Origin of the sequence: Anabaena sp. UHCC 0204 (assembly GCF_009711975.1) — a bacterium.
Lineage (GTDB): Bacteria > Cyanobacteriota > Cyanobacteriia > Cyanobacteriales > Nostocaceae > Dolichospermum.
Window position 1 is genome coordinate 1 of record NZ_VIKW01000022.1, and the last position, 26317, is coordinate 26317.

The 26317-nt window shown below is 37.5% G+C and carries 26 protein-coding genes and 2 pseudogenes; 8 read left to right on the top strand and 20 right to left on the bottom strand.

The window, feature by feature from the left end:
* A partial coding sequence (locus tag FJR04_RS17340) for a restriction endonuclease subunit S (RefSeq protein ID WP_174763557.1) occupies positions 1 to 294 on the top strand: 294 nt, incomplete at its 5' end.
* A gap of 200 nt (positions 295 to 494) precedes the next feature.
* Here FJR04_RS17340 and FJR04_RS17345 read toward each other — a convergent pair.
* Positions 495 to 719, bottom strand: coding sequence for a type II toxin-antitoxin system HicA family toxin (locus FJR04_RS17345; RefSeq protein ID WP_168497027.1), 225 nt, complete (start codon positions 717 to 719; stop codon positions 495 to 497).
* A 6-nt stretch (positions 720 to 725) separates the two neighbouring features.
* On the bottom strand, positions 726 to 950 hold the full coding sequence (locus FJR04_RS17350; RefSeq protein ID WP_168497029.1) for a type II toxin-antitoxin system HicB family antitoxin: 225 nt from the start codon (positions 948 to 950) through the stop codon (positions 726 to 728).
* Between the two features lie 139 nt (positions 951 to 1089).
* Between FJR04_RS17350 and FJR04_RS17355 the strand changes: the two genes are divergently transcribed.
* A complete protein-coding gene (locus FJR04_RS17355; RefSeq protein WP_168497031.1) occupies positions 1090 to 4215 on the top strand; it encodes a type I restriction endonuclease subunit R in 3126 nt (1041 codons plus the stop codon).
* A gap of 226 nt (positions 4216 to 4441) precedes the next feature.
* Positions 4442 to 5149 carry a M48 family metallopeptidase gene (locus tag FJR04_RS17360; RefSeq protein WP_168497033.1) on the top strand — a complete coding sequence of 236 codons (708 nt, stop codon included), beginning with the start codon at positions 4442 to 4444 and terminating at the stop codon, positions 5147 to 5149.
* A gap of 91 nt (positions 5150 to 5240) precedes the next feature.
* Here the strand turns inward: FJR04_RS17360 and FJR04_RS17365 are convergent, their stop codons facing one another.
* The 14 genes from FJR04_RS17365 to FJR04_RS17430 all read right to left on the bottom strand — a co-directional run bounded on the left by FJR04_RS17365 (position 5241) and on the right by FJR04_RS17430 (position 16802).
* Entirely contained in the window at positions 5241 to 6242 is a 1002-nt protein-coding gene (locus FJR04_RS17365) for a transaldolase (RefSeq protein WP_168497035.1), read from the bottom strand.
* A gap of 133 nt (positions 6243 to 6375) precedes the next feature.
* A complete protein-coding gene (gene pyk, locus FJR04_RS17370) occupies positions 6376 to 7806 on the bottom strand; it encodes a pyruvate kinase (protein WP_168497037.1) in 1431 nt (476 codons plus the stop codon).
* A 203-nt stretch (positions 7807 to 8009) separates the two neighbouring features.
* Positions 8010 to 9035 (bottom strand): type I glyceraldehyde-3-phosphate dehydrogenase, encoded by a 1026-nt coding sequence (gene gap / locus FJR04_RS17375; protein ID WP_168497039.1) that lies wholly within the window; start codon positions 9033 to 9035, stop codon positions 8010 to 8012.
* Between the two features lie 197 nt (positions 9036 to 9232).
* Positions 9233 to 9751 carry a DUF29 family protein gene (locus FJR04_RS17380; protein ID WP_168497041.1) on the bottom strand — a complete coding sequence of 173 codons (519 nt, stop codon included), beginning with the start codon at positions 9749 to 9751 and terminating at the stop codon, positions 9233 to 9235.
* A gap of 66 nt (positions 9752 to 9817) precedes the next feature.
* Positions 9818 to 9982, bottom strand: coding sequence for a hypothetical protein (locus tag FJR04_RS17385; RefSeq protein ID WP_168497043.1), 165 nt, complete (start codon positions 9980 to 9982; stop codon positions 9818 to 9820).
* 74 nt (positions 9983 to 10056) lie between these two features.
* On the bottom strand, positions 10057 to 10512 hold the full coding sequence (locus FJR04_RS17390) for a hypothetical protein (protein WP_168497045.1): 456 nt from the start codon (positions 10510 to 10512) through the stop codon (positions 10057 to 10059).
* Positions 10509 to 10835, bottom strand: coding sequence for a hypothetical protein (locus tag FJR04_RS17395; protein ID WP_168497047.1), 327 nt, complete (start codon positions 10833 to 10835; stop codon positions 10509 to 10511). The genes FJR04_RS17390 and FJR04_RS17395 overlap by 4 nt, the downstream gene beginning before the upstream one ends.
* A gap of 58 nt (positions 10836 to 10893) precedes the next feature.
* The gene (locus FJR04_RS17400) at positions 10894 to 12618 is read right to left on the bottom strand and encodes a tetratricopeptide repeat protein (RefSeq protein ID WP_168497049.1); all 1725 of its coding nucleotides are present in this window, start codon (positions 12616 to 12618) and stop codon (positions 10894 to 10896) included.
* A gap of 138 nt (positions 12619 to 12756) precedes the next feature.
* Entirely contained in the window at positions 12757 to 15138 is a 2382-nt protein-coding gene (locus tag FJR04_RS17405) for a phosphoketolase (protein ID WP_168497051.1), read from the bottom strand.
* 144 nt (positions 15139 to 15282) lie between these two features.
* Positions 15283 to 15462 carry a type II toxin-antitoxin system HicA family toxin gene (locus FJR04_RS17410; RefSeq protein WP_168497053.1) on the bottom strand — a complete coding sequence of 60 codons (180 nt, stop codon included), beginning with the start codon at positions 15460 to 15462 and terminating at the stop codon, positions 15283 to 15285.
* Positions 15459 to 15659 (bottom strand): type II toxin-antitoxin system HicB family antitoxin, encoded by a 201-nt coding sequence (locus FJR04_RS17415; protein ID WP_168497055.1) that lies wholly within the window; start codon positions 15657 to 15659, stop codon positions 15459 to 15461. The genes FJR04_RS17410 and FJR04_RS17415 overlap by 4 nt, the downstream gene beginning before the upstream one ends.
* Positions 15660 to 15775: 116 nt before the next feature.
* Positions 15776 to 16201 (bottom strand): type II toxin-antitoxin system HigA family antitoxin, encoded by a 426-nt coding sequence (locus FJR04_RS17420; protein WP_168497057.1) that lies wholly within the window; start codon positions 16199 to 16201, stop codon positions 15776 to 15778.
* Positions 16161 to 16463, bottom strand: a complete 303-nt coding sequence (locus FJR04_RS17425; protein WP_168497059.1) for a type II toxin-antitoxin system HigB family toxin — start codon at positions 16461 to 16463, stop codon at positions 16161 to 16163. Before FJR04_RS17425 ends, FJR04_RS17420 begins: the two co-directional genes overlap by 41 nt.
* Before the next feature lie 9 nt (positions 16464 to 16472).
* On the bottom strand, positions 16473 to 16802 hold the full coding sequence (locus tag FJR04_RS17430; protein ID WP_168497061.1) for an XRE family transcriptional regulator: 330 nt from the start codon (positions 16800 to 16802) through the stop codon (positions 16473 to 16475).
* 163 nt (positions 16803 to 16965) lie between these two features.
* Here FJR04_RS17430 and FJR04_RS17435 point away from each other — a divergent pair, with 163 nt between their 5' ends.
* Positions 16966 to 17706 (top strand): dienelactone hydrolase family protein, encoded by a 741-nt coding sequence (locus tag FJR04_RS17435; protein WP_168497063.1) that lies wholly within the window; start codon positions 16966 to 16968, stop codon positions 17704 to 17706.
* A gap of 152 nt (positions 17707 to 17858) precedes the next feature.
* Here the strand turns inward: FJR04_RS17435 and FJR04_RS17440 are convergent.
* From FJR04_RS17440 to FJR04_RS17450, 3 genes and pseudogenes are all read right to left on the bottom strand, one after another.
* Positions 17859 to 18008: pseudogene (locus FJR04_RS17440) on the bottom strand (formylglycine-generating enzyme family protein); the annotation flags it as partial.
* Between the two features lie 252 nt (positions 18009 to 18260).
* Positions 18261 to 19238 (bottom strand): formylglycine-generating enzyme family protein, encoded by a 978-nt coding sequence (locus FJR04_RS17445; protein ID WP_371718254.1) that lies wholly within the window; start codon positions 19236 to 19238, stop codon positions 18261 to 18263.
* A gap of 3 nt (positions 19239 to 19241) precedes the next feature.
* Positions 19242 to 19925, bottom strand: a complete 684-nt coding sequence (locus tag FJR04_RS17450; RefSeq protein ID WP_168497065.1) for a hypothetical protein — start codon at positions 19923 to 19925, stop codon at positions 19242 to 19244.
* Positions 19926 to 20035: 110 nt separating this feature from the next.
* On the opposite strand from FJR04_RS17450, the gene FJR04_RS17455 reads away from it, so the two are divergent.
* A complete protein-coding gene (locus FJR04_RS17455; RefSeq protein WP_168497067.1) occupies positions 20036 to 20854 on the top strand; it encodes a Uma2 family endonuclease in 819 nt (272 codons plus the stop codon).
* An 80-nt stretch (positions 20855 to 20934) separates the two neighbouring features.
* On the opposite strand, the pseudogene rimM reads toward FJR04_RS17455, so the two are convergent.
* A pseudogene (gene rimM / locus FJR04_RS17460) lies at positions 20935 to 21234 on the bottom strand (ribosome maturation factor RimM); the annotation flags it as partial.
* A 279-nt stretch (positions 21235 to 21513) separates the two neighbouring features.
* On the opposite strand from rimM, the gene FJR04_RS17465 reads away from it, so the two are divergent.
* The 3 genes from FJR04_RS17465 to FJR04_RS17475 all read left to right on the top strand — a co-directional run bounded on the left by FJR04_RS17465 (position 21514) and on the right by FJR04_RS17475 (position 26275).
* Positions 21514 to 23310 (top strand): hypothetical protein, encoded by a 1797-nt coding sequence (locus FJR04_RS17465; RefSeq protein WP_168497068.1) that lies wholly within the window; start codon positions 21514 to 21516, stop codon positions 23308 to 23310.
* Positions 23311 to 23472: 162 nt separating this feature from the next.
* Positions 23473 to 24291 (top strand): hypothetical protein, encoded by an 819-nt coding sequence (locus FJR04_RS17470; protein ID WP_168497070.1) that lies wholly within the window; start codon positions 23473 to 23475, stop codon positions 24289 to 24291.
* A 637-nt stretch (positions 24292 to 24928) separates the two neighbouring features.
* A complete protein-coding gene (locus FJR04_RS17475; protein ID WP_168497072.1) occupies positions 24929 to 26275 on the top strand; it encodes a hypothetical protein in 1347 nt (448 codons plus the stop codon).
* Positions 26276 to 26317: the final 42 nt, after the last annotated feature.

The window sequence follows — 26317 nt, forward strand, 5'->3', positions numbered from 1 at the left end:
GGTATTGTTTATAGAACAAAATTTTATAAATATATTTTTCATGCTTTTCAAACAAATGAAATAAAAAAGCAAATTCATGAGAATATAGGTGCAACAATTAACCAGATAACAAATAAAAATTTAAACTCTTTTGAAATATTGCTTCCTCCCCAAATAGAAGAACAAAAAGCCATATCCGAAATACTCAGCGATATAGACAAAGAAATAGAAGCATTAGAAAAAAACCGCGATAAATACAAAGCCATAAAACAGGGAATGATGCAAGAACTATTAACAGGAAAAACGAGAATTTAGATCCCCGACTTCTTTTGTTAACTTATTTTTAAGTATAATTTTAATTACAGAAGTCGGGGATCTTAGCCCTAATTATATCATCTTCCTTTGCGACTTTGCTCCTTTGCGACTTTGCGCGAAACCTATATAGGGGTAGGGGTAAAACGCAATGCTAAACCCCTACAATATCTGGTTAATTAGAGATAATTATTTAACAAAAATTAACCTTGCAAAAAATCATCGGGTTTAATCCCCGCTTGCTTTAAAATAGCTCTTAATGTCCCCTCTGGCATATCACCAGAATGATTAGGAATGGTAGTATAAAGATTCGTTTCAGCATTAAACCAAATTTCATGACTTCCTGCTGCTTGACGATAAAAAACAAAACCAAACTTTTTAATAATCTTAATAATTTCCCGATAACTAAAACCCGATAATCTACCCATAAATAACTAAAATCCTACCACCAAAGGATAATTAAATTCTTCAGCTATAGGTTGTAAATAATCTAATTGTTGATTTTGAGCTTCTAATAACTTTCTAGCAACATCACGAGCTATTTCTAAAGTTTCAGCAACCGTCCTACCTTGAGCAACTAACCCTTGTAAATCATCAGATGTTGCTAAATAAACACCCTCTGGTAATTTTTCAATATGGATATTAAGTAACTTTTCCATAACTTATGGTTTGCTCAATTAGTTAATTACCTTAAATAATAACATATAAGATATTATTTGCATCTTTACGTAAAAATACCATCACACTCATAAACTAATACAAAGTAAAATATGTAAACCATTAACAAAGAGTAACGTAATGAGTCAAGTCGGACAACCAGAACGCGCAACCCAAAACCGCGTAGTGCAACTATTCCAGCAACAACTAGGTTATACATACTTAGGAAATTGGCACTACCGCGAGAATAACAGCAACGTTGAAACCGACCTACTCACCGCATTTTTACGCGATACCCAAAAATACAATCAAGACATTATCACCAAAGCCCTTCACGAACTAAATAAACTCACCACAGACACAACCCCAAACCTCTACGACATCAACAAAGAAATTTATGGCTTATTACGCTACGGTATCAACATCAAACCAGAAGCAGGTGAAAATACTCAAAGCATTTACCTGATAAATTGGCAAGAACCCTTAAAAAATCACTTTTATATCGCTGAAGAAGTCAGCATTAAAGGCGAAAATAATAAACGACCAGATATAGTTTTATACATTAATGGCATCGCGTTAGCAGTTCTCGAACTCAAAAGTAGCACCGTACCCGTTTCCGAAGCTATCCGTCAAAACCTAGATAATCAAGAATCATTATTTATTAAATCATTTTTTAATCCTATTCAATTAATCGCAGCAGGTAACGACACCCAAGGACTACGCTATGGAACAACAAAAACCTCAGAAAAATATTATCTAACTTGGAAAGAAGACACTCATCAACATATCACAAACCCTTTAGACAAACATCTGCTGCAACTGTGCGAAAAACACCGCTTTCTCGACATCATTTATAACTTTATCCTCTTTGACGGGGGTATCAAAAAACTCTGTCGTTCTCACCAATATCTAGGCATAAAAGCCGCCCAAGACCACATAAACCGCCAAGAAGGTGGCATAATTTGGCACACTCAAGGTAGTGGAAAAAGCTTAACAATGGTCTGGTTAACCAAATGGATTCGGGAATTTAACCCTAAAGCTCGTGTTTTAATTATCACCGACCGGGAAGAACTAGATGATCAAATCGAAGGCGTTTTTTTAGGTGTCAACGAAAACATCTACCGCACCAAAAGCGGACAAGATTTAATTACCCAACTCCAAAAAACCACACCTCCATTAATTTGTTCATTAATTCATAAATTCGGAAAAAAGAAAGAAAACCTAACCCCCCAACCCCCTTCCCTACAAGGGAATGGGGAGAATTTAAAGCCTCTTTCCTCCCAGGAGAGAGGTTTGGAGAGAGGTTCTTCAGACTATGAAGACTATATAAAACAATTAAAAAGCAGCTTACCCAAAAACTTCCAACCTTACGGAGAGTTTTATGTATTTGTAGATGAATGTCATCGCACCCAAGCGGGGAAATTACATAAAGCCATGAAAGATATATTACCAAATGCCTTATTTATCGGCTTTACAGGAACACCATTATTAAAACAAGACAAACAAAGCAGTTTAGAAGTTTTTGGTAAATATATTCACACCTACAAATTTAACGAAGCAGTCGGTGATAAAGTCGTTTTAGATTTACGTTATGAAGCGCGGAATGTTGAGCAGTATATCACCTCACAAACCAAAATTGATCAATGGTTTGCAGCCAAAACCCAAGGCTTAACAGAAACCGCAAAAGCCGAACTCAAAAAACGCTGGGGAACAATGCAAAAAGTCCTCAGTTCCAAATCACGACTTGAGGAAATTGTCAAAGATATTTTATTAGATTTTAGCACCAAAGAACGACTAGCAAATGGCAAAGGTAACGCCATACTTGTAGCTGGAAGCATTTACCAAGCTTGTAAATATTATGAATTATTCCAAAATGCTGGTTTTACCAAATGTGCCATTATTACATCTTATGATCCTACCATCAAAAGTATCAAAGGTGAAAACACAGGAGAGGGAAAAACCGATAAAATACATCAATATGAAATCTATCAAAAAATGCTCAATGGACAAAATGCAGATAAATTTGAACAAGATGTAAAAAACAACTTTATCAATTCACCCGGAGAAATGCAATTATTAATAGTCGTGAACAAACTCTTAACAGGTTTTGATGCACCTCCCGCTACCTATCTTTATATAGATAAATCTATGGAAGATCATAATTTATTTCAAGCCGTTTGTCGCGTCAACCGTTTAGATAGTGAAGACAAAGAATATGGTTATATTATAGATTACAAAGACCTATTTAAAAGTTTAGAAAAATCCGTTAAAGATTACACCTCAGAAGTCTTTGCAGATTATGATATTGCTGATATAGCCGGGTTATTAAGTGACAGATTAGAAAAAGGCAAAAATGACCTAGACACCGCCAAAGAAGCCATTAAAGCCTTATGTGAACCTGTAAAACCGCCTTATCATACAGAAGATTATATTCTTTATTTTTGTGGTAATCCTCAAAACCCAGAAGATTTAAAAAAGCACGAACCGCAAAGATTAGTATTATATAAAAGTGTTAATTCCTTAATTAGAAATTATGCAAATATAGCCAATGAAATGGAAAAAGCAGGATATACAACGCGAGAAATTTATGATATTCAACAGGAAGTTAAACATTATCAAAAAGTCAGCCAAGAGGTAAAATTATCAAGTGGTGACTATATTGATTTTAAAGCCTATCAAAATGATATGCGTCACTTAATAGATAGTTATATTGGTGCGGAGGAAAGTCAAATTTTAGCAAACTTTGAAAATCTCACCTTAGTAGAATTAATAGTTAACAATGGTGTGAATGCAGTTGATAGTTTACCCCCAGGAATTAGAAACAATAAAACCGCAGTCGCGGAAACCATAGAGAACAACCTACGGAAATTAATTATTGAACAACAACCAACCAACCCGAAATATTTTGATAAAATGTCAACTTTGCTAAATGAACTAATTGAAAACCGCAAAACCGCAACAGCAGACTATCAAAATTACTTACAGCAAATTGTCGAATTAGCTAAACAAGTTCAACAACCAAATACATCATCAGCATATCCCCAATCATTAAACACCCCCGCAAAAATCGCATTATATGATAACCTAGATCAAAATGAAGAACTAGCGTTAACAATAGATGCAGTAATTCGTCAAACTAAACAAGATGGTTGGAGAGGAAATAACATCAAAAAAAGACAAGTAAAAAACGCCATTAAAAAATATTTACCAGCACCAGAAGAGATAGATAATATTATGGAAATTGTTAAAAATCAAAATGAGTATTAAGATAATTGATAAAGCCAGAAGCCAGGGAATAAATTCCCTGTCTAAAAGTTAAAGTCGGTTAAAACCGACTATTTTGATTTTATTTATTTGATGTTGGATGATAAATTTAGATTTATGGTTAAAAATAATAATAAATGAAAAATTTAGATTGTTAATAATAGTACGTTTTAACGTACTTTCGCTATTAGACAGGGAATTTATTCCCTGGCTATATTATATATAACTCATGACTCCTAATAATACCATGAAAACCTATCAAATAACCATCGCTGACATAATTATAGATGTTGTCAGAAAAGATATTAAAAACCTACATTTAGCGGTTTATCCCCCAGATGGCCGCGTCAGAATTGCGACACCTTTACATATTAATGATGAATCTGTACGGTTATTTGCAATTTCCAAATTAGCATGGATTAAAAAAAATCAAACTAAATTTCAATTAAAACCACGTCCAGAAACAATAGAATATTTATCAGGAGAAAATCATTATTTTCAAGGTAAACCCTATACATTAAATGTAATTTATCAAAATCATCCCAAAGTAGAAATTAGAAATAATCAATATCTTGATTTATCTGTCAAACCAGGAAGCGACAAAGAACAACGTCAAAAAGTCTTAAACTCTTGGTATCGTCAACAATTAAAAGCACAAATTCCCCCATTAATAGATAAATGGGAAAAGGTAATTAATGTGAATATAAATGAATGGGGAATAAAAATCATGAGAACCAAATGGGGTACTTGCAATATCCAAGCTAAACGCATTTGGTTAAATCTGGAATTAGCTAAAAAAAATCCTTTATGTTTAGAATATGTGATAGTCCATGAAATTACTCATCTTTTAGAACGCAGTCACGGGGCTAAATTTCAGGCTTTAATGGATAAATTTATGCCAAAATGGAGAGAATATAAAGCAGAATTAAACCGTTAGAAACCAAACTAATACCAAACCGTGAAAATAAACAGAAGTAGATGTAATAGGTAATAGGTAAAAATTTAACTAATTACCCATTACCTAATGATTAAGCAGTTACCTTGTTACTTTCTAAATGAGCCAATCTTTCAGCTAATAGTTTTTCCAAAGAAATCAAAGCCTTGGTAAAACCATCAATACCTTCTGCAAGTTTATCAGAAGCCATGCGATCGCTATTGTGCATTTGCTCAAAGGTAGTTTTATCAAGAGAAATCTTAGCAATTGATAGATTTGCTACCTTAGCAGGATCAAGCTTCCGGGGTAATTCTGCCACAGTGTTTTGTAATTCTGTCAACAACCCTGGAGAAATAGTTAACAAATCACAACCAGCAAGTTCAGTAATTTCGCCGATATTACGGAAACTAGCACCCATCACTTCAGTTTTATAACCAAACTTCTTATAGTAGTTATAAATGGTAGTGACAGATAATACACCAGGATCTTCCGCAGCGGGGTAGCTATCGCGGCCAGTATCTTTCTTGTACCAGTCGAGAATGCGGCCGACAAAAGGAGAAATGAGAGTAATACCAGCTTCAGCACAGGCGATCGCTTGGTGCAGACCGAACAGTAAAGTTAAGTTACAATGAATACCTTCTTTTTCCAAAATTTCCGCAGCCTTGATACCTTCCCAAGTCGCAGCAATCTTTATTAAAACTCGCTCCGGAGAAATACCAGCAGCTTTATATTGAGCAATCAAATCTCGCGCTTTAGCCAGAGTAGCATCTGTATCGTAGGATAAACGAGCATCAACTTCTGTAGATACTCGACCAGGGATAATTTGCAAAATCTTCAATCCAAAAGCAACCGCCAAGCGGTCAAAAGCCAGGGACACTATCTGTGCTGGACTAGCACCTGCACCTGCATCTTTCTTCGCTGTCATTAAAGTTAGATCAACAATATTCTGATATTCCGGCATTTGTGCCGCCGCAGTAATCAGTGAGGGATTGGTAGTAGCATCTTGAGGTTTAAATTGTTCAATTGATTGGATGTCTCCAGTATCCGCTACTACAACTGTTACTTCCCGCAGTTGCTCTAGTAAGTTTTTAGGCATAACATACTCCTTCGTCAGTTGTCAGGGGACAGGGGACAGGGAATAGGAGACAGGAAATAGGGCAGGGAGAAGATGTTTCCCAATGACCAATGACCAATCACCAATTACCCTACCAATTACTATTTTAGATGTGTCAAGCAGTAATTGGCTGTCCAATAGAATGCACTTTAATTAAACTGGTTGTTCCTGATTGACCAATTGGGACACCAGAAGTAATTACCACCTTATTGCCTTCCTTAGCAAAACCACCTTCAACAACACTGTTGACGACTTTCTCAAACATCTCTTCAGCAGTGTGAACTGGTGGAATCAGCAAAGGTTCTACACCCCAAGATAATGCTAACTGACGATAAGCAATATCCTCAGAAGTGAGAGTAATAATCGGAGTCAACGGACGGTACTTAGAAATTAATCTCGCGGTATTTCCCGATGTTGTATTGCAAAGAATAGCCTTAGCGCCGGTTTCATAAGCCATACGACATACAGATTGGGCAACTGATTCGGTGACACTCAAACGACCAGCTTCATGATTCCAAGTATGTCTAGCACCTTCCTGAATTGCCTTTTCCGTTTCCACAGCAATATTGTGCATTGTTTGGACTGCGGCTATGGGATATGCTCCCACAGCGGTTTCTCCCGACAACATCACCGCATCCGTCCCATCTAAGATCGAGTTAGCAACGTCAGTCGCCTCGGCACGGGTAGGATCAGGGGCGCTAATCATTGACTCTAGCATTTGGGTAGCCGTAATCACTGGCTTACCAGCATGATTACAACGACGAATAATATCTTTTTGAATTAAAGGAACTCGATGAATCGGTACTTCTACGCCCAAATCACCACGGGCAATCATAATTGCATCAGCCACCTTGAGAATAGAATCTAACCGCTCTACAGCTTCGGCGCGTTCAATTTTAGCAATGAGGCGAATTTTTGCACCAGCAGCTTCAATCATCCGTTGGGCAGGTTCAAGGTCTTGAGGCGATCGCACAAAGGAAACTGCAACCCAGTCTACACCCAACTGAATCCCAAACCGCAAATCCATCAAATCCTTTTCTGTAATCGAACTCACAGGTAAAGGAGTCGCAGGTAAATTCACACCCTTATGAGTCGAAATTAATCCCCCAATCTTTACCTCAGCCCGAATTTTATCAGCATCACGGCTAGTCACAGTCAACTTCACCCGACCATCATTAATTAAAATCGGTTCACCTGGTCGCATCATTGCAAACAAAGTTGGTAGAGGTAAAGGAATTTCATCAATACTTTCCCCTTTATCTTGGAGGAGAAAAGTCACCTCGCTACCAGCTTCTAGCATTAACCCTTCTGGAGGTAACTTCCCCAACCGAATTTTTGGACCACACAAATCCTGCATCACTGCTACTGGTTTATGTAAATCCTTACTAATTTGCCGCAAATGATGAAAAGTCTGGGCGTGTGCCTCATAAGCCCCATGAGAAAAATTTAGCCGAGCCACATTCATTCCCGCTTTTATCAAAGCTTCTAGCTTCTCTGGTGCAGAAGTAGCTGGACCAATAGTACAGATAATTTTAGTGCGACGCATAACAAAATTAGGGAATAACGGTACGGTAGAAGCACTCAGTTAAGCCCAGGAGGGAGTAGGGGAGCGGAGGGGCAGGGGGCAGGGGGGCAGGGGAGCAGGGGGGCGGAGGAGCAGGGGAGCAGGGGAGAATAATGTATCATCTATTGTCTTTTGCCTATTCCCTTCTTACTGTCACCTGTACACTGTCACCTTTACCCTGTTACCTAAATCAACTTTTCCTTCCGTGCCATTGACAACATTAAATCAACAACGCGGTTGGAGTAACCCCACTCGTTGTCATACCAAGAGACAATTTTGAAGAAATTGGCATTGAGTTCAATTCCTGCACCTGCGTCGAAGATGCTGGAGTGGGAATCACCTTGAAAATCAGTAGATACTACTTCTTCATCTGTATAGCCCAAAACACCTGCTAATTCAGCCGCAGATGCTTTTTTCATCGCTGCACAGATTTCTTTGTAAGTGGTAGATTTTGTAGTTTTGAAAGTCAAGTCAACTACGGAAACATCAGGAGTCGGAACTCTAAAAGCCATCCCCGTTAACTTACCTTTCAATTCTGGTAACACCAAAGCCACTGCTTTAGCAGCCCCTGTAGCCGAAGGAATAATATTTTGTCCTGCACCTCTTCCACCACGCCAGTCTTTTCGACTGGGTCCATCTACCGTGGGCTGAGTGGCTGTTGTCGCGTGAACTGTAGTCATTAACCCTTCAGCTAAACCGAAGTTATCATTAATAACTTTAGCAATAGGTGCTAAACAATTTGTAGTACAACTGGCGTTGGAAACAATCAAATCTTTTGCAGGGTCAAACAGATGATGATTTACACCCATAACCATCGTTTTTACCCGCTCTGGTTCTTTTGTCGGTGCAGAAAGCACTACCCGCTTTGCACCTGCTTTGAGATGATTTTCAGCCCCAGTGTAATCTGTGAAAAGTCCTGTAGATTCCACAACATAATCTACACCTAATTTACCCCAAGGCAATTCCGCCGGATTTCGCACCGACACACAAGGGATAAAATGGCCATCAATCACCATTCCATCTTCTCTAGCTTCAACTTTGCTATTCAATCTACCGTGTGTAGAGTCGTATTTTAAGAGATAAGCAAGGTTATCTGATGGAACTAAATCATTAATTCCTACAAATTCAATGTTAGGATTTGTAATACCAGCACGCAGTACAAGCCTGCCAATACGACCAAATCCATTAATACCAACTTTCAACTTCGTCAAAATTAAACCTCCTGTTGTTGGGACTACAATCAATAATGATGGGCCGGGTTAATTCTAATCTGACTTAGTTGATCGTTACAGTCACAAAAGGCATAAAGCTAATTTAACTGGCATATTTTAAGGTTTAGTCATTAGTTATTAGTTATTTGTGATCATTGGATACTTTGTTGATCTATCTGTGTATCTGTGTCACTTTTTCATCTTTTACCTATTTTCCAATCTTCACCACCAGGTAACTGAGTTAAAAGTTCAGCAATAACTTTTGGTAATTCTTTAACAGAATATAAATAAGTCAATTCCAAAAAATTCTCAGTGATAGAAATCACCTGTTCTCTATTTACTATTTCTGCTAATTGAAATTCATTATAAATCCCATTCAAGACTTCTAAACTAGCATCAGCTATGGCTAATTCAATTTCATCTTCTAACCAACTATCCCATTCATCTTGATTGATATAATAGGATTTTTTATTTTCTTTGAGATTTACTTTTTTAATTTCTATCAATGAATTGCGAATAGAAGCAACCCAAGAATTAGTTAATCTTTGTTCTATTTGGTTTTTAATTAAATGAATTAACAAAATTCTCAAAAATGCTTGAATATTTCGTAAAATAGCTTGTTTACTCATCCCCTCTAATTCATCAACAATAGCTAAAGCGTCGGTGTAACGTTGTTCTATAATACTATTTCTCAGGTCTATTAATTCCTGGGTCATATTGATTACCTCAACTTAGAAATTTACTAATCTCAAAAAAGAAAAATTAAGAGTTTTGCAGCATTTTTAAATATTATCACGGTCAAATTCGTGATATAAATCTAATAAATTCTCCTGGAGTTCTTTTAAATAATTTCCTTGAGTCCAATAATCAGGATATTCTTCTAAGTAACCGATAAACATATCCTCGTCTTGCCAATAAATATATTTTTTTTTAGTGATTGTTTCCATGATCATCTCAACCTATAAGTAAAGGCTTGATCTAATTATATCAGATTTTTTCAAAAATTAAACATCAACTAGCATTAAGCAATTTTTTGATAGACAAGGTTAATCTTTGATTGAGATGTTTCTGTTTTTTGAGTGTCAAATAAATTAGGATCAACTTCAATACAATCATTTAAAATATGAACAGGTAATAATTCTGTTACTCCTAAAATATCTACAGAATAACCATCCCTGATAAAAACAGTAATAATTTCTTGAGTATTTTTAACTAAGGTCGCTTCTAAATCTATAATTTGTCCTTCTTCTTGCAAAATTTGTAAAAAATCTGAGGAAGAAATGGTGATATTTTCTTGATTATTCAAAATAGATGTTAAACTATTTCCTAATAATCCTGTTGCATCTATTTCAGTAATTAGCCATTGTGATTCAGGATAGGTTTTAGCTAGATCATCAACAATGAAATAAACTCGATTTTCTAGTTTTTCTTCTGGTTGAATAACTAGGGTAAAAGCCGATTTTTGCAGGTTATTCATAGAGGTTGTGGTTGTTTACTACGGTTGGGAATACCACCTGTTATGTTAGCAAGCCAAAGATGTTGATGAGGCGGTGGTAAATGATCAGGGCGGGGTGTACCATTAGGATATGTAGGACTGGTAAAGTCAATATCTCGCACTGGTTGACCATTAGTATCAAATTCTCTAGCTTGATAAATTCTTTGATGGTATTGATCCCATCTTAATCTGGAATGGGCTGCTTGTGCTAAAGGATCGGCTATAGGTTCACCAAATCTGGGAGGTATTTGACTTTGATAAACTGGTGTTCCATCCGCATATCTGGAATGGATTTTTTCAGACACTAATTAGAGACTCCTGAAAATTAAGTGTTTTATTATTAACCCACGTTTTGACCTAATTTTAACGCCCCAATTGCTTTAATAAATTATTACGATTCTTGATTGCTAGTTCAAAATCTGGTTTAATACTAATTGCCTTTTCACAACATTTTAGTGCTTCTTCATACCTTTGTAGATACCATAGGGAAACACTTTTAGCGGTCCAAGGTTCATGTTTGTCAGGTTTAATAGCAATGGCTTTATCATAAGATGCGATCGCTTCTTCGTATTTTTGTAATTGTCTTAGGGAAACACCCCGGTTATGCCAAGCATCATAATCATCAGGTTTAATAGCAATAGCTTTATCGTAAGATGCGATCGCTTCTTCGTATTTTTGTAATTGTCTTAGGGAAATACCCCGTCCATGCCAAGCTTCATGAAAGTCAGGTTTAATAGCAATAGCTTTATCATAAGATGCGATCGCTTCTGTGTATTTTTGTAACTTCTCTAAGGCAACACCCCGGTTATACCAAGCTTCATGAAAGTCAGCTTTAATAGCAATGCCTTTATCATAAGATGTGATCGCTTCCGTGTATTTTTGTAACTTCTCTAAGGCAACACCCCGGTTACTCCAAGCTTCGTGATAGTCAGCTTTAATAGCAATGGCTTTATCGTAAGATGCGATCGCTTCCGTGTATTTTCGTAACGCACCTAAAGCAATACCCCGGTTATACCAAGCTTCATGATCGTCAGGGTTAATGGCAATTGCTTTATCGTAAGATGCGATCGCTTCTCTGTACCTTTGTAATTCGTCTAGTACAGTACCCCTGTGAAACCAAGCATCATGATCGTCAGGGTTAATGGCAATTGCTTTATCAAAATATGAAATAGCTTCTTCATACCTTTCTAAATCAATTAATTCAATCCCCTGTTCAAACCAATATTGACTAGATTGATTTAGTGTTACTGGCTGTCTATTCTGTTGTTTAATAATTGAAAAAACCTGATTTAATTCTTCTAATGCTTCCTTTGCATCTTTATAACGTTGTCGCCAATCATAACGCACCATTTTAGTAATAAAATTCTCTAATTTATTACTAACAGAAACTAAATTACTCCAAATAATTTCCCCTTCCTCATCTTCTGATAATGTATTAAGAGAAATTCCAGTTAATCCTTCAATTGCTGTCATTCCTAAAGCATAAATATCACTACTTAATTTAGGCTTACCAAAACCCTGTTCTGGTGGCATATATCCATGAGTACCGACACCTACAGTTTTACTTGTTAAGCCTGATTTCATCGCAATAGTAGTATTAATTTGTTTGACTACCCCAAAATCAATTAATACTAATTTCCCATCTTTGCGTCGCATGATATTGGCAGGTTTAATATCTCGATGAATCACCTTATTTTCATGGACATAAACCAATATTTCTAAAACATCTCGTAAAAATTGAATTGCTTCTCCTTCATTCAACTTCTTACCAGGTGTTATTTCCTGAGTTAAATCATATCCATCAATAAATTCTTGAATCAAATAAAAATCTTGATCTTCCTGAAAATAGCCAGACAATTTAGGAATTTGATCGTGATTTTGTCCTAATTGATATAGTATTTGTGCTTCTTGTTCAAATAAACGGATAATTTCTGGGTCAATAATTGTTGGGTGCAGCTTTTTAACCACACAAATCGGTTTAGGAGTCACGGGAATATCTAAATCTTCTGCGAGGAAGGTTTCACCAAATCCACCTGCACCTAGTTGTTTAATAATCCTGTAACGTTGACGGAGAATATTACCAATCATAGAAAGATATTTTTATAACCCTGGTCTTTAAATTCTAGCATCAAGAGCAATAAACTTTTACAAGAGTACGAGAACCTTAAATGTGTAGGGGTTTAGCACTGCTAAACCCCTACCGATAAAATCAGCTTGACTCAATTATTAATATGGCCAAGTCCAATCACGGATTTCTGGCATATCTTCACCATGCTTCTCGATATAATGCTTATGTTCAATCAAAGTATCTTGTAATCTTTGCTTCACATAAGCAGCTTTAGAACCTAATTTTGGTACACGATCTATGACATCCATTACTAGGTGGAATCTATCTAAATCATTCATCACCACCATATCAAAAGGAGTGGTTGTTGTTCCTTCTTCTTTGTAACCACGGACATGAAGATTTTTATGATTAGTATGACGATATGTGAGGCGATGAATTAACCAAGGATAACCATGAAAAGCAAAGATAATTGGTTTATCAGTTGTGAAAATTGTATCAAAATCTTTGCTGCTTAAACCGTGAGGATGTTCACTTTGTGGTTGTAGTTTCATCAAATTAACTACATTCACTACCCGCACTTTTACTTCTGGGCAGTGCTGACGTAAAATATCAACTGCTGCTAAAGTTTCTAAAGTAGGAATATCCCCTGCACAAGCCATAACTACATCAGGTTCACCATCTAAATCACTGCTCGCCCATTCCCAAATACCTAAACCTTTGGTACAGTGTTTAATGGCTGCATCCATGTCTAAATATTGTAATGCTGGTTGTTTTCCAGCCACAATAACATTGACATAATGACGACTTCTTAAACAGTGATCAGTGACGGATAACAAAGTATTCGCATCAGGTGGTAAATAAACACGAATAATCTCTGATTTTTTGTTCATGACATGATCAATAAAACCAGGATCTTGGTGAGAGAAACCGTTATGATCTTGTCGCCAAACGTGGGAAGTGAGAAGATAATTTAATGATGCAATTGGTCTTCTCCAGGGAATTTCCAGAGTTGTTTTTAACCATTTAGCGTGTTGGTTAAACATGGAATCAATGATATGAATAAATGCTTCATAACAGGAGAAGAAACCATGACGACCTGTGAGAAGATATCCTTCTAACCATCCTTGACAATTGGTTTCACTCAGCATTTCCATGACTCGACCATTAGGTGATAAATGATCATCTTCGGGAAGAGTTTCGGCGACCCAAGTGCGGTCTGTGACTTCTAATACAGGATCAATGCGGTTGGATGCGGTTTCATCAGGACCGAAAACGCGGAAGTTGCGGCTTTCCTCGTTCAGTTTCATGATATCCCGCAGGAATTTACCACTAACTTTAGTAGCTTCGGCGTTAACAGTACCTGGTTTGGGGACTTCTACTGCATAGTTGCAAAAATCAGGCATGATTAAATCACGCAGCAACATACCGCCGTTAGTATGGGGGTTGTCTCCCATGCGACGATGGCCTTTAGGTGCGAGTTCTGCAAGTTCTGGAAGAAGCGTACCGTTTGCGTCAAAGAGTTCTTCGGGTTTGTAACTCTGCATCCAGTCTTCGAGGAGTTGCAGATGTTCTGGATTACCAACTACATTACCAAAAGGGACTTGATGCGATCGCCAATAATCTTCTGTTTTCTTTCCGTCTACTTCCTTGGGACCTGTCCAACCTTTAGGAGTCCGTAATACAATCATCGGCCATTGCGGGCGTTCTTTGAAACCATGTACCCGCGCTTCTCTTTGGATACCTTGAATTTCTTGAATGATTGTATCTAATGTTGCCGCCATTTTTTGGTGAACTTCGGCGGGATCAGACCCTTCCACAAAGTAAGGTTTATAGCCATAGCCGATAAATAGGCTTTCTAGTTCATCATGAGGTATCCGTGCTAATACTGTGGGGTTAGCAATTTTGTATCCATTCAAATGCAGAATTGGTAAAACTGCACCATCAGTAACGGGGTTGAGGAATTTGTTAGAATGCCAACTGGTAGCTAATGCGCCAGTTTCTGCTTCTCCGTCACCAACAACCGCAGCGACGATTAAATCAGGGTTGTCAAAAACCGCACCAAAGGCGTGAACCAAAGCATAACCGAGTTCTCCCCCTTCATGGATAGAACCGGGGGTTTCTGGGGCGACGTGGCTGGGAATACCACCAGGGAAGGAGAATTGTTTGAACAGTTTTTGCATTCCTCCAGCATCTTGGGTGATGTTGGGGTAATATTCGCTATATGTTCCTTCTAGGTAGGTATTGGCGACAAGTCCGGGTCCGCCATGTCCGGGTCCAGCTATGTATATGGTGCTGAGGTCGTATTTTTTAATGACTCTGTTCAGATGGGCGTAAATCAAGTTTAGCCCTGGAGTAGTTCCCCAATGTCCTAATAGTCTGGGTTTGACGTGTTCTTGTTTGAGTGGTTCTCTCAGTAGGGGGTTGTCGAGGAGGTATATTTGTCCGACTGAAAGGTAGTTGGCTGCACGCCAATAAGCATTAATTCTTTGTAATTCTGTGTCTGTTAAGGGTTTTATTTGTGGAGTGCTGGCTAATGTCATTTGGAACTCCGGTAAGATGTATTTACACCAATGTCAGTGTAATGGTTTGTTGTTTCTGTGTCATCTTACCTATGATTAGTTTTTCTGGGGGGAAGTTACAGATTTTTTTTATGTCACGCAGAGGCGCAGAGGCGCAAAGAGGAGTTAAGTGTTTTGTAGTATTTTGAGAATATGTTTAGCTAAGTTCTCATTAATTTCTCTATGTCTAGGAATGGGTTGTGATACTTTAGTAATAGGATTTTGATACCAATCATGATTGCCACCATGTCTGATAAAAATACAACCCATTGCTTCTAATTCTTTTATTAAGTCCCTTCTTTTCACAATAATTCTAACTCCGCAACTTTTCTGATAGCAGGAATATTACCACTGGTAAATTCGTGATACAAATCTAATAAGTTGTTTTGGAGTTCTTCTAAAGAATTTCCTTGAGTCCAATAATCAGGATATTCTTCTAAGTAACCAATAAACATATCCTCGTCTTGCCAATAAATATATTTTTTCTTAGTGATTGTTTCCATAATGGTTTTGACCTCATAATTAAGTATGGGAATAATGCACAATTTAATTATATAGTATAAGCCATTCCAGATAATTTATAAATATGATATTTGATTTGCTTTAGTGTTTCTACGACTTAAACATCTTTAAAAAAGACAGATGGAGAAATATGAAAGAATTTAGCCAGTTTTTCTATGTGATTCATAGTCATTTGCTGTTTTCCGCTGAGAACCTCATATAAAACTGTTTCCTGTTCAAATATTGGCATTAAATCTTGGGATTGTAAGTTCAATTCTTCCAGTAATACTTTTAATAATTCGATTCCATAAATGTCTGCCACAGGATAATGATGTTCTTCATATTCAGATACTAATAGTCCTAATAAATGAAGATAATCTCGTTCGTCAGAAGTTAGCCTTTCTTGATCTAATAAGGAATCAATGATATTTTGAGTTGTCGCTAGTTCTTCCTCTGATGTAATTTTGCGAGGAGGAAAAGCAGTTATCAATTCTAGATATGTTTTAGGTGTACCAAGGGTCTTGTTTCCAATTTTGTTTGTCATATTCTGCATGGGTAAGGATATGGCGAATATAAACTTCTTGATATTGATAGTCTACTAAAGCGATCAGTCGGTAATTGTTACCACTAATATTAAAAACAGTAAAATTGCCAACTAAATCAGCAGATGGGAATACTTGACGTAATGCAACAAAATTTTCCCATTTGGCTTTATTAATAATTTTATACCATGTTTCTAGATTTGATTCAGCTTTTGGATGTTGCTCCCAAAATTCTTTCAGTCTTTTTTTGCTGATAATGTGCATATCTAGACGTTAAGCAATTTTTTGATAAACAACATTAATTTTAGGTTGAGATGTTTCTGCTTGTTGATTTGTTACCATTATTTCTATATTTTGTCCTAATTTTATTAAGTAAGTTAATAAATTCTCAATTGTAAAATCTTTGAGAATACCGTTATTTAAATTATTTACTTTTTCAATTTCTAACCCTAAAAGTTGTGCCGCTTGTTGCGTTGTGATTTGTTGCTGTTCTAAAATATCAGCTATGACAGAAGCTAATTTAACTTTGGCTAGTTTTTCTTCTGCATTAGCAAATCCTAAATCTTGAAAGATGTTGCCGGAACTGATTGTATAATCTAACATAATCTTTATATTATATTGTATATAATAGCACATAATTATAGTTACATCATGCGTGTCAAACTATGAAATTCAACTTCTTTAAAAAATAGAGTATTTATAAAAACTTACTGATTATTATTAAATCGGCAGAATTACAAATTAACACATTAGCAAAAAACGAAAAATGCAAATTGTTAAACGCAATATCGAATTAAGAGTAGATGATAGTTTAATGCGGGTTTATGTCGCTTCTCCTAAAGCAGAGGGTAAATATCCAGGAATTGTTTTTTACAGTGATATTTATCAATTAGGTGATGCCATAATTCGCTTAGTTAATTATTTAGCTGGTTTTGGTTATGTTGTCGCAGCAACGGAAATTTTTCACCGCATTGAACCTGTGGGTTCTGTAATTGAACCTAATGATATTGGGAGAATGCGCGGTAATGATGATGCACGACGGACGTTAATTTCTGAATATGATGCTGATACTCGCGCTGTCATTGATTTTCTCAAACATGATAGTTCAGTTATTGCTGATAAAATCGGAACATTGGGTTTTTGTATTGGTGGACATTTAGCTTTTCGGGCTGCTTTTGAAAGTGAAATTGAAGCTTGTGTTTCTTGTTATCCTACAGGTATTCCTATTGGTAAATTAGGTAAAGGTGTGGCGGATACTATTCACAGATTTGAGGAAATTAAAGGGGAAATGCTGTTGATTTTTGGTACTCAAGATCCACATATTTCTGAACATGACAGACATACTATAATTAATGCTTTAGAAAATGCTAAAGTTCATCATCAATTTTTCTCTTATGAAGCAGAACATACTTTTATGAGAGATGATGGTTATCGTTTTGATGCTGTTGCGGCTACTTCAGCTTGGGAACAAATAATTGCTTTTTTAGAACGGAAATTTAAAAGGTAATTCGTAATTAAGAGGATATTTTAAGTTTGGGTAAGTCTTCGGCTTTGACACCTACCAAGCTACCCAAACCAGTTTGATATTAGGATGCTGTCACCAACATCACAGGAACAGGTCTGGACTCTCCTTTGACACGCCCGACGAATTCCCATCCGTCAGTTCTGGTACAAGAGAGTGCTGGCAGCACCACCGCACACTACCCGAAAACCCACATTGTTGTTACGGTTGTCGGGGGTATTCCTGTTGCGATTGGCAGAACGACACCACTTAGGGTTGTTGTTCCACGAACCACCGCGCAGCAGCCGGAGTTGCCTGTCCCTTCTTTATCCTCTTGTTTGCACAAGAGAAATAAATAGCTGTTTAGGAATCTGATTTACAGATTCAGATTTATATGTTATTATAAATCAAACCAAGGCTGTAAAAGTTTCTATTAAATTAAATAACGCGGCTTTCTGAAAAAGCCCAAAAATTAAAAAAAGATCGCTCCACTCCGTTACGCTTGGTAAGGGTAAAGAGGAAAAGAGCAGAGGGCAAAAGGGCAAGAGTGTAAAGGGCTACTAAGTCCTGGCAGCACCACCGCACACTACCCGAAAACCCACAAGGCCGTTACGGACGTCGGGGGCAAGCCTGTTGCGAGTGGCAGAACGACACCACTCAGGGTAGTGGTTCCACGAACCACCGCGCAGCAGCCGATGTTGATTATCATTCTCATTTATCCATGCACTGCCGTCACTAGGTGCATCTTCATAGCTATCATGCCAACTATCGGCGCACCATTCCAAGACATTTCCGTGCATATCATATAAACCAAAGGCGTTGGGCGGAAAAGTTCCTATTGCTGTTGTTTGTACGCGATATTTTCCCTTGGGGGCATTACCATAAGTGTAGTTACCATCATAGTTTACCACATCTGTGGTGATTGTGTCACCAAAAGCAAAAGGTTTTGCCGAACCAGCCCGACAAGCATATTCCCATTCCGCTTCACTGGGTAAGCGATATTGTCGTCCTGTTTTCTTAGCCAATCTAGCACAAAATTCGACGGCATCGTACCAAGATACTTGCTCTACTGGTAGTTTATCACCTTTGAAGTAAGAAGGGTGTGGATCTAGCCAATCCTCGATGGTAGGACAGGAATAAACTACCTTTTCCCATTGTTCCTGGGTAATGGTGTATTTCCCCAGGTAAAACGGTTTGACAGTTACATAGTGTTGGGGACGTTCATCATCATCACTATCTACTTCAATTTTTGGTGCGCCCATTAAAAATGTACCACCAGGAATATAGATCATTTCTAACTTAACACCAAAACCCAATTCTTCGATAAAAGATTGATTTGTTGCTGGAGTAAGAGAAGTTTTAGGTAGTTTATCTAATTCCTGTTGACGTTCAGAAATTTGTAGTTTAATTCTATTAATTTCACTATTGTACTGACCGATAAGCCGTGGATTTGTTTCATCTCGCCGCTTTTCTTCATACTGCTTGAGTAAATTAAAATCTTTTTCTAATTCTTCTTCGAGGTGCTGATGCAAATTCACTGCTTACTTTCTCCCTAATTTATTCATAATTTGCTCCCAAGCAGACTTGATATTAAAACCAGTTCCTAATTCTAGTTCACCTTCATAATTAACTAACAAGGGAACAATAGGAAAAGTGACTGTGATTTTATGTTTTGCATCTAATTGAGGAGATTTAATAATTTCTGTAATTTCGGCTTGACTGCTAGGTGGTAAAGAAGGTATACGTTCCTCTAACACTGCCAACATCTGGTGCATTTCTGATTCAGATACCTGATTAGCTGCTACTGCATTTAATATATTTTCTGTCAGAGCTAATTGAGTTTGATTTAGCTGTTCGATAATAACTCTGAGGATGGATTGTTCCGCAGCATTATAACGATTTAATAACGAATCATGATTAATAAGAACAATATTTAACTTTGCGTCTATTTGCTGTAATTGGCTTTCTACTAACTGTAATTGATTTCCTACCACCTGCATTTGTGGTTCAGATATACCAATTAACTGTTGTTCTAGTTCGGTGTATTCTTGTCTATAGTTATTAATAGATTCCTTTTGTCGTTTAATTTCTTTTTTATATTTCTTAAGTATGCGGGGGTTGTCTTCGACACTTAACTCTTCCTCAAATTCTTTAAGTAATTTTTGGTCTTGAGTAATGTTATCTAGTAAATCTGTCAGTCTCTGTTGGAAAATCTGAGAAAGCATGAGTTAAATGCCTTAATTTGGGGATATTGTAGAGTTTACGGTATTTTTTAATTGTATCATAAGATCCGCTAAACTGGGATTGAAAGAAGCAAAATTTATTTAATTTATTTATGACTTTTTCCCCTCCTCTGATTTATCAATCAGATCCTCCTCTTCCTCCTTGGGAAAACCTACCGACAATGTATGATTTACCTAGTGAAAATCCAGAAAAATCCGGTTTACCAGACGAATTTCATTTTTTACAACCTTTACTTTTATATCTCACCTTTCAACCTCTAAACTGGAGTCCAGAACTCATTTTTAGTGCTGCTGATATGAATCTTTATTATGATCTGGAGCATCCTTTATGGTATAAACGTCCTGATTGGTTTGGTGTCGTTGGAGTTTCTCTGTTATTCCAAGGTAGAGATTTGCGTTTAAGTTATGTCACTTGGCAAGAAATAGTTAACCCTTTTGTGGTGGTAGAATTATTATCTCCCGGTACAGAGGATGAGGATTTAGGAAACACAAAAACTACAAAAGATAAACCTCCGACAAAATGGGAAGTTTATGAAAATATTTTGCGGATTCCTTACTATATTGTTTTTAGTCGCTACACTAATGAACTTCGTGCATTTCATTTAGTTGGTGGTCATTATGAACCTATGAATTTGATTGCAAATCGTTTACCCATGCCCGAATTAGGGTTAAGTTTAGGATTGTGGGAAGGTTCATTTCGAGGGATTTCTAAGTTGTGGTTAAGGTGGTTTACTTTGGAGGGAGAATTAATTTCTGAACCAACTGAAGAAGCTATTTCTGCAACTGAAGAAGCTGCTGCTGCGACAGAAAGGGCTATTATTGCTGAACAAGAAGCAACTGAAGCGAAAATAAAAGCTGCAAAATTAGCCCAAAGGTTGCGTCAGTTAGGTATTAATCCTGATGAAATTTAGGAGGATTGATAGTTAATACCCAAGTGCTAATCATGTTGGGTTTCCTTGCGTCCACCCAACCTACATTCAATTATTAGGAACTAATCATTAATTGACAACAAACCAGGGGGAGGAGTGATTTCAACTCGACGGGTTTCTAAATCAACAATAGGAACAATTTCCATGACAAAAGGAATTAAAATTGTTTTTCCGGCTTTATCTTCAGAAAAAGTAGCATCGAATTTGACTTCTAACAAATCATGACCTGAAGGTAATATATCTACTACTGTTCCTATAAATTGGCCAGATTCCTGCATGAAGACTTGCAATCCTAACAAATCTATCACATGAAATTCACCTTCTGCTAATTCTGGTCGATCGCTTACAGGGACAAAAAACCGGAAATGGGGGATAAAAATGCCATTTGTTACATTATTTGAAGATTTGGTGTAACATTATTGACCATAGTGGAAGATACAAACTGACTGGAGTTTGGACTAATTTCTTCGGGTAAAGCTTCAAACACAAGCTAAGAGAAGGTTTCAAACTTTAGAAATCTCCTTTGGATTCGTAATCTCCAGAGCTTACTTAGTAAGGGTTTCAGCCTATGGAAGTTAACTTAGTCCCAACTCCAGAGCAATATTGTTACCAAGAAAAAAATTAGTTCACAGGTACGTAAAATGAGCGAAATAACATTGGTTTCATTTTTAGATGAGGCAGCCGAAAATCAACGGAAGAAGGAGTTATCGATCACCCTCCAGTTTGACAACGGAGATACAGAGAAATATTCGATTAATACTAAACCAGCAAGTAAATCTAAGTTGGTGTTTGAATCTGAGAAGTCAATTCTCAACAATTTATCTGTCCGCGAAGTGGTGAAGGGGTTGGATCATGCAGCCGATTTAATGTTTCTTGCATATAATGCCTTAGCAGCAAGAAAAAACGACTCGCTCCAAGCAACAGTGTCTGGATTACAGAAATCCCTGTTAGATGCCACGATGGAAGCCACTGTAACAATGGGGGTTTTTAAAACTAAGTCTGAAAAGGTCGTAAATGATGCGTTTAGTGCCTATAAATGGCTAGTCAAGGGTAAGGAGTCGTTGGCTCTAAAACAACTACAACGTTGTGGAGAGACGGCTTTGCAAATGGCGGATGAATCGCAAAAACTAGCGGATCGTTTTCAGAAGATTGTTGATGAATCTCAGACTGCCGTGGAAGCAGCTATTACTCAGAAGGTGACCGATCAAAACACCAAGAAAAAACTACAAGAAAAGCTTAACCTGATCAAAACCCTTCAGACAAGAACTGTAGAGCTTCAGAAAAATATTCAAACAGACCTTGTTGCGGCACAAAAAGAATATGAAGAAGCCAGAGAGCGAGAAAAGGTTGAAGGTGAACGCGCTTTCATTACCGGAATAGTTGGGGCTACTATTGGCGCTTTGGCTGCTGGTGTTGGTGCGGGAATTCAAGCGGCGATCGCCATCAAGTCCCCCGTTGGACTTCCAGGAAGTCAATCAGGTGGTAATCAGCCAAGCGGTCAAGCCCCTTCACCAGAGATAGTGCAACAAAAGGAAAGTCTCAGCAAGCAATTGCAAGATAAAGAGGCAGCAAAGACCGCTATTTTTGCAGAGAAGACAGAAAACGACGCTCAAATCACAAAAGCTGAAGCAATTATCAAAGATCCTCAATCTCCAACACAGGCTAAGGCGGACGCAGAAACACAAAAGGCTGCGGCTGAGGCAAAACGTGCTGATATTGATAAAAAGCTAAAAGCGGCAGAAGAAGCTGTTAAAACTGTTTTATCAGGATTGAGCGGCGTGTCACAGCAACTTCAACAAATATCGAGCCAGTCATACTCGGCTGCGGACACTGCGTCGAAACAGAAGATGGCATACTACGAACACAGAAATAAGCTGGCAGCAGAAAACCGAGAAGCGTTAGCTAATCTTGCACAATATGTAGTGGAAATTAAATATACCACTGATGACACTAAGAATATAGAAACGGCAATCAAAAGTCTACAATTTGCCATTGAAGCTCTCAGCGGAGTTGTAGCTGCATTAAGTCAGACAACACTGTTCTGGCGTAATATGGCGAACTATTGTAAAGAAACTCTGGGAAGCACTAGCTTTACTGAAGACCTTGAATTTATCCAAAGTAGTTTTACTTTAGAGGAACGGAAGGATTACTACTCTAGCGAGGACTTCATCCAAGGGGCGTTGGTTAATATAGCTCAATGGGTTGCACTGAATAATGTCTGCGATCAATATCTGACAGCAGTAAACGAGGTATATGGCAAGGTAAATAAAAATGTCGGAAAACCACCATCCGATGACGAAGCAGCAGCCCAAGTCGCTGGATTAGCTCAAGCAGTTCTTAAATCTGCTCAAAATGAAGCTGCGGCTGTAGATGCTGAAATTGAGTCTTTTCGGAAGCAGATGCAGACTATAAATGTTTCAGCGCAACCAGTAAGCTAGAGCATTTACAAAGGGCGATTAATAGGCACAGTTTTGTATCGCTTACTTTAATCTGTACTTTTAAGCGATATGGATGTCTATTATTGTCATCCATATCTACTCTAAAATTAAAACCAAAAACTACCTGTCTCAGTCATAAACAAGAAAAATTAGAGTATGAAAATGAAATTTTTGCTCCAAAAAAGCCTACAAACTTCAGTCAAGTTTGTGTGGAAAACCTTAGTAGTTTTCATCCTATCTACGTTACTTTTCCTTCCCACACCCATATTGGCATTAGACTACAGTGGGACTGTACAGTCATATATATCTGTTGTGAAGGTAGATATAGATGGCATAGTTACATCTATTAAAAAACTGCCAAATCTATCTTATGAGAATGGTAAAACTGCACTGGCTGAGATAGACACCAAATTACAACAGATTCAAGGCAATGCTGGTAAAAATGCCATAGATTTCGAGAAGTTAAGAGATGAAGGGCAGAAAGAATCTAATCAACTTCTAGATGAGATAAATAAGCTATATACTTCTCAACAAGCTTTAGAGAAGCAGGTACAGAGAAATCAAGTGGAATTCAAGCAAAAGCAAAGTGAACTAGAACGCATTCAAAAGGCAGCAAAAATGCTGGGAACGCAAGTAGACAGTCAGTTCTTTCAAGGACTTGATAACTTTAAGAACTATGTGGAAAGAAATAGGTCAGATATATTATTAATCCAGTCTAAGCTACAGTCATTAAAAGACAGTAGAGCAAAGTTAGAGACAGATAATCAGAGGCTATCTCAGGGAATAGTATTAGCCGACAAAATATCCAAGTTGTCTACTAACATAAAAAATCGTGTCAACGATGCAAAACAGAAAACTAGCAATATCAAAGATTATGCGGAAGAATTAGAGTCTTTTAGCGATCAAGATATACTGAGCGAAATCAGCGAACTGGATCAATTTATTACGGATTTAACTAACAACCTCCCATTGGCAAGCTAGGAAAGCTATTCAGTAATCTGTGTTAGCGGAATAACTCTACATTGCTCGGATTTGTAACTTTCGCAAAATGGATAGATAGCAGCAATAGTTATCTATCTAAAATTAAAACCAAAAACTACCTGTCTCAGTCATAAACAAGAAAAATTAGAGTATGAAAATGAAATTTTTGCTCCAAAAAAGCCTACAAACTTCAGTCTTTTAGTGACCCGGATATATTAGGTGAAATCAGCGAACTAAATAGGCTTTGCTGAAAAAGTTATCTGTGAGGGCTAGGAGTATGGCTAACGCCACGCTGCGCTATCAGAAGTTCAGGAGTATGGCTAACGCCACGCTGCGCTATCAGGAGGAGTAGGAAGGAGGCAAGAATGGTCTCGAACCTGAGAAAATGAGCAGGTTTTGATCGTTTTCAGGCTAATTCCTTACATCCAATTTAATTTTTTCCACCTAAAACGCTTGATTTATCTAGGTTTTACATTTATTCAGCAAGCCCTAAATAAATTTATTGCCGATTTAACTAATAACCTTCCATTGGGAAGCTAGGAAAGCTATTCAGTAAAAACCTGACTAATTTAGTAATTAGTAGATGATGCCAGCTAAGTATTAACTAGTTAACACACACATTAATGGAGTAAGTCAAATGAGTGAAATTACAATAGTTAACAACAACTCAATACCAGGATCGATCACACTTTCTATCAACGGTAAACAAGAAGTATATTCTGTGCAAAATCTTCCAGCAAGCGGCAGTCAATTAGTGCTGGAATCTCGCCAGGATATTTTAGGTAAATTGTCCATTGATTCCTTGGTTTCCAACTTTGAAAATGCGGCGGATTTTATGTTTTTGGCATACAACGCCTTAGCGGGTACAGAAGTTTGGACAAAAGTGTCTGGATTGCAGAAGTCACTGCTTGATATTTCTGGTGATTGCATGAATACACTTGACATTTTTGGTCTTCGCTCCCAAGAAGTCGCCAAAACTTTAATTAAGATCTATGGATTGTTATTACAACGTAAAGACACGTTAGCCATAATTAAATTAAAATATTGTGCGGACCTTGCCCGCGATATGGCTAATGAATCAGAGCAATTAGCGGCAAAGATTTCAGAACTTGGTAATCAATCCCAGGTTGTAAATGAAGATGCTATTAACCTAAAAACTCTGACTGAAGGCGAGAAGTCGAACCTGAATAAACAATTGAATGATTTTAAAGCAAAACAGGCAGCAGCCGAAACGCAACGTGAAAAGCTTAGAGAAGACATGGATAAGCTGTCCAAAGAATATTATGCCAGCGTCGCTAAACTCCAGGATGGCTGGTTCATGGGTGCTGTTAAAGCGGTCGCTAACTTTTGCGGAATCAAAGTTCGAGATCCTAAGGAGGAAGCTCTACGGGAAACTCATGCTACCTACATCAGAGACTCGCAAAGGCAAAATCAGTTAATCCTTGACAATTTGAATGATCTTAAACAATATGCAGCAGAAATTATGAAAGCGCAAAGTGCTGTTTCTGAGGCGGAAAAATCTGTTCAAACTTTCCATTATGCAATTCGCGCGCTCTCTGCAATAGTGTCCACATTAACTGATGCAACACTCTTCTGGCGTTCAATCGAGACATATTGTAGGCAACTTGAAAGTTCAGACTTATCAAATACCGTTCAAGATTATCAGGGTGAATTATCTCCAGAGGAGCTAATTAAGGAATACTCTAGCCCGGAATTTATGGTGCTGTTCGTGAAAAATTTATCTCAATGGGTAGCTTTAGATAGCGTCTGTCGGGAATATCTAGTAGGAGCAAAAAATACATACAATAAAGTAGGAGCTAACATTGTCGCATCACCTTCAATTGACCAAGCAAAAGAACAAACACCTATATTAGCTAAACGGATTTTTGATTCTCTTGACAAACAGGTGAAAACTGTAGAAGCAGCGGCGGTAAAAGATAAAAGATGGGGGAATTATATAACAGTATTGAATGCTAGGTATTAGGTAAGAAGCAGTTAAACATCGGACAGGTGCAATAGATAGCAT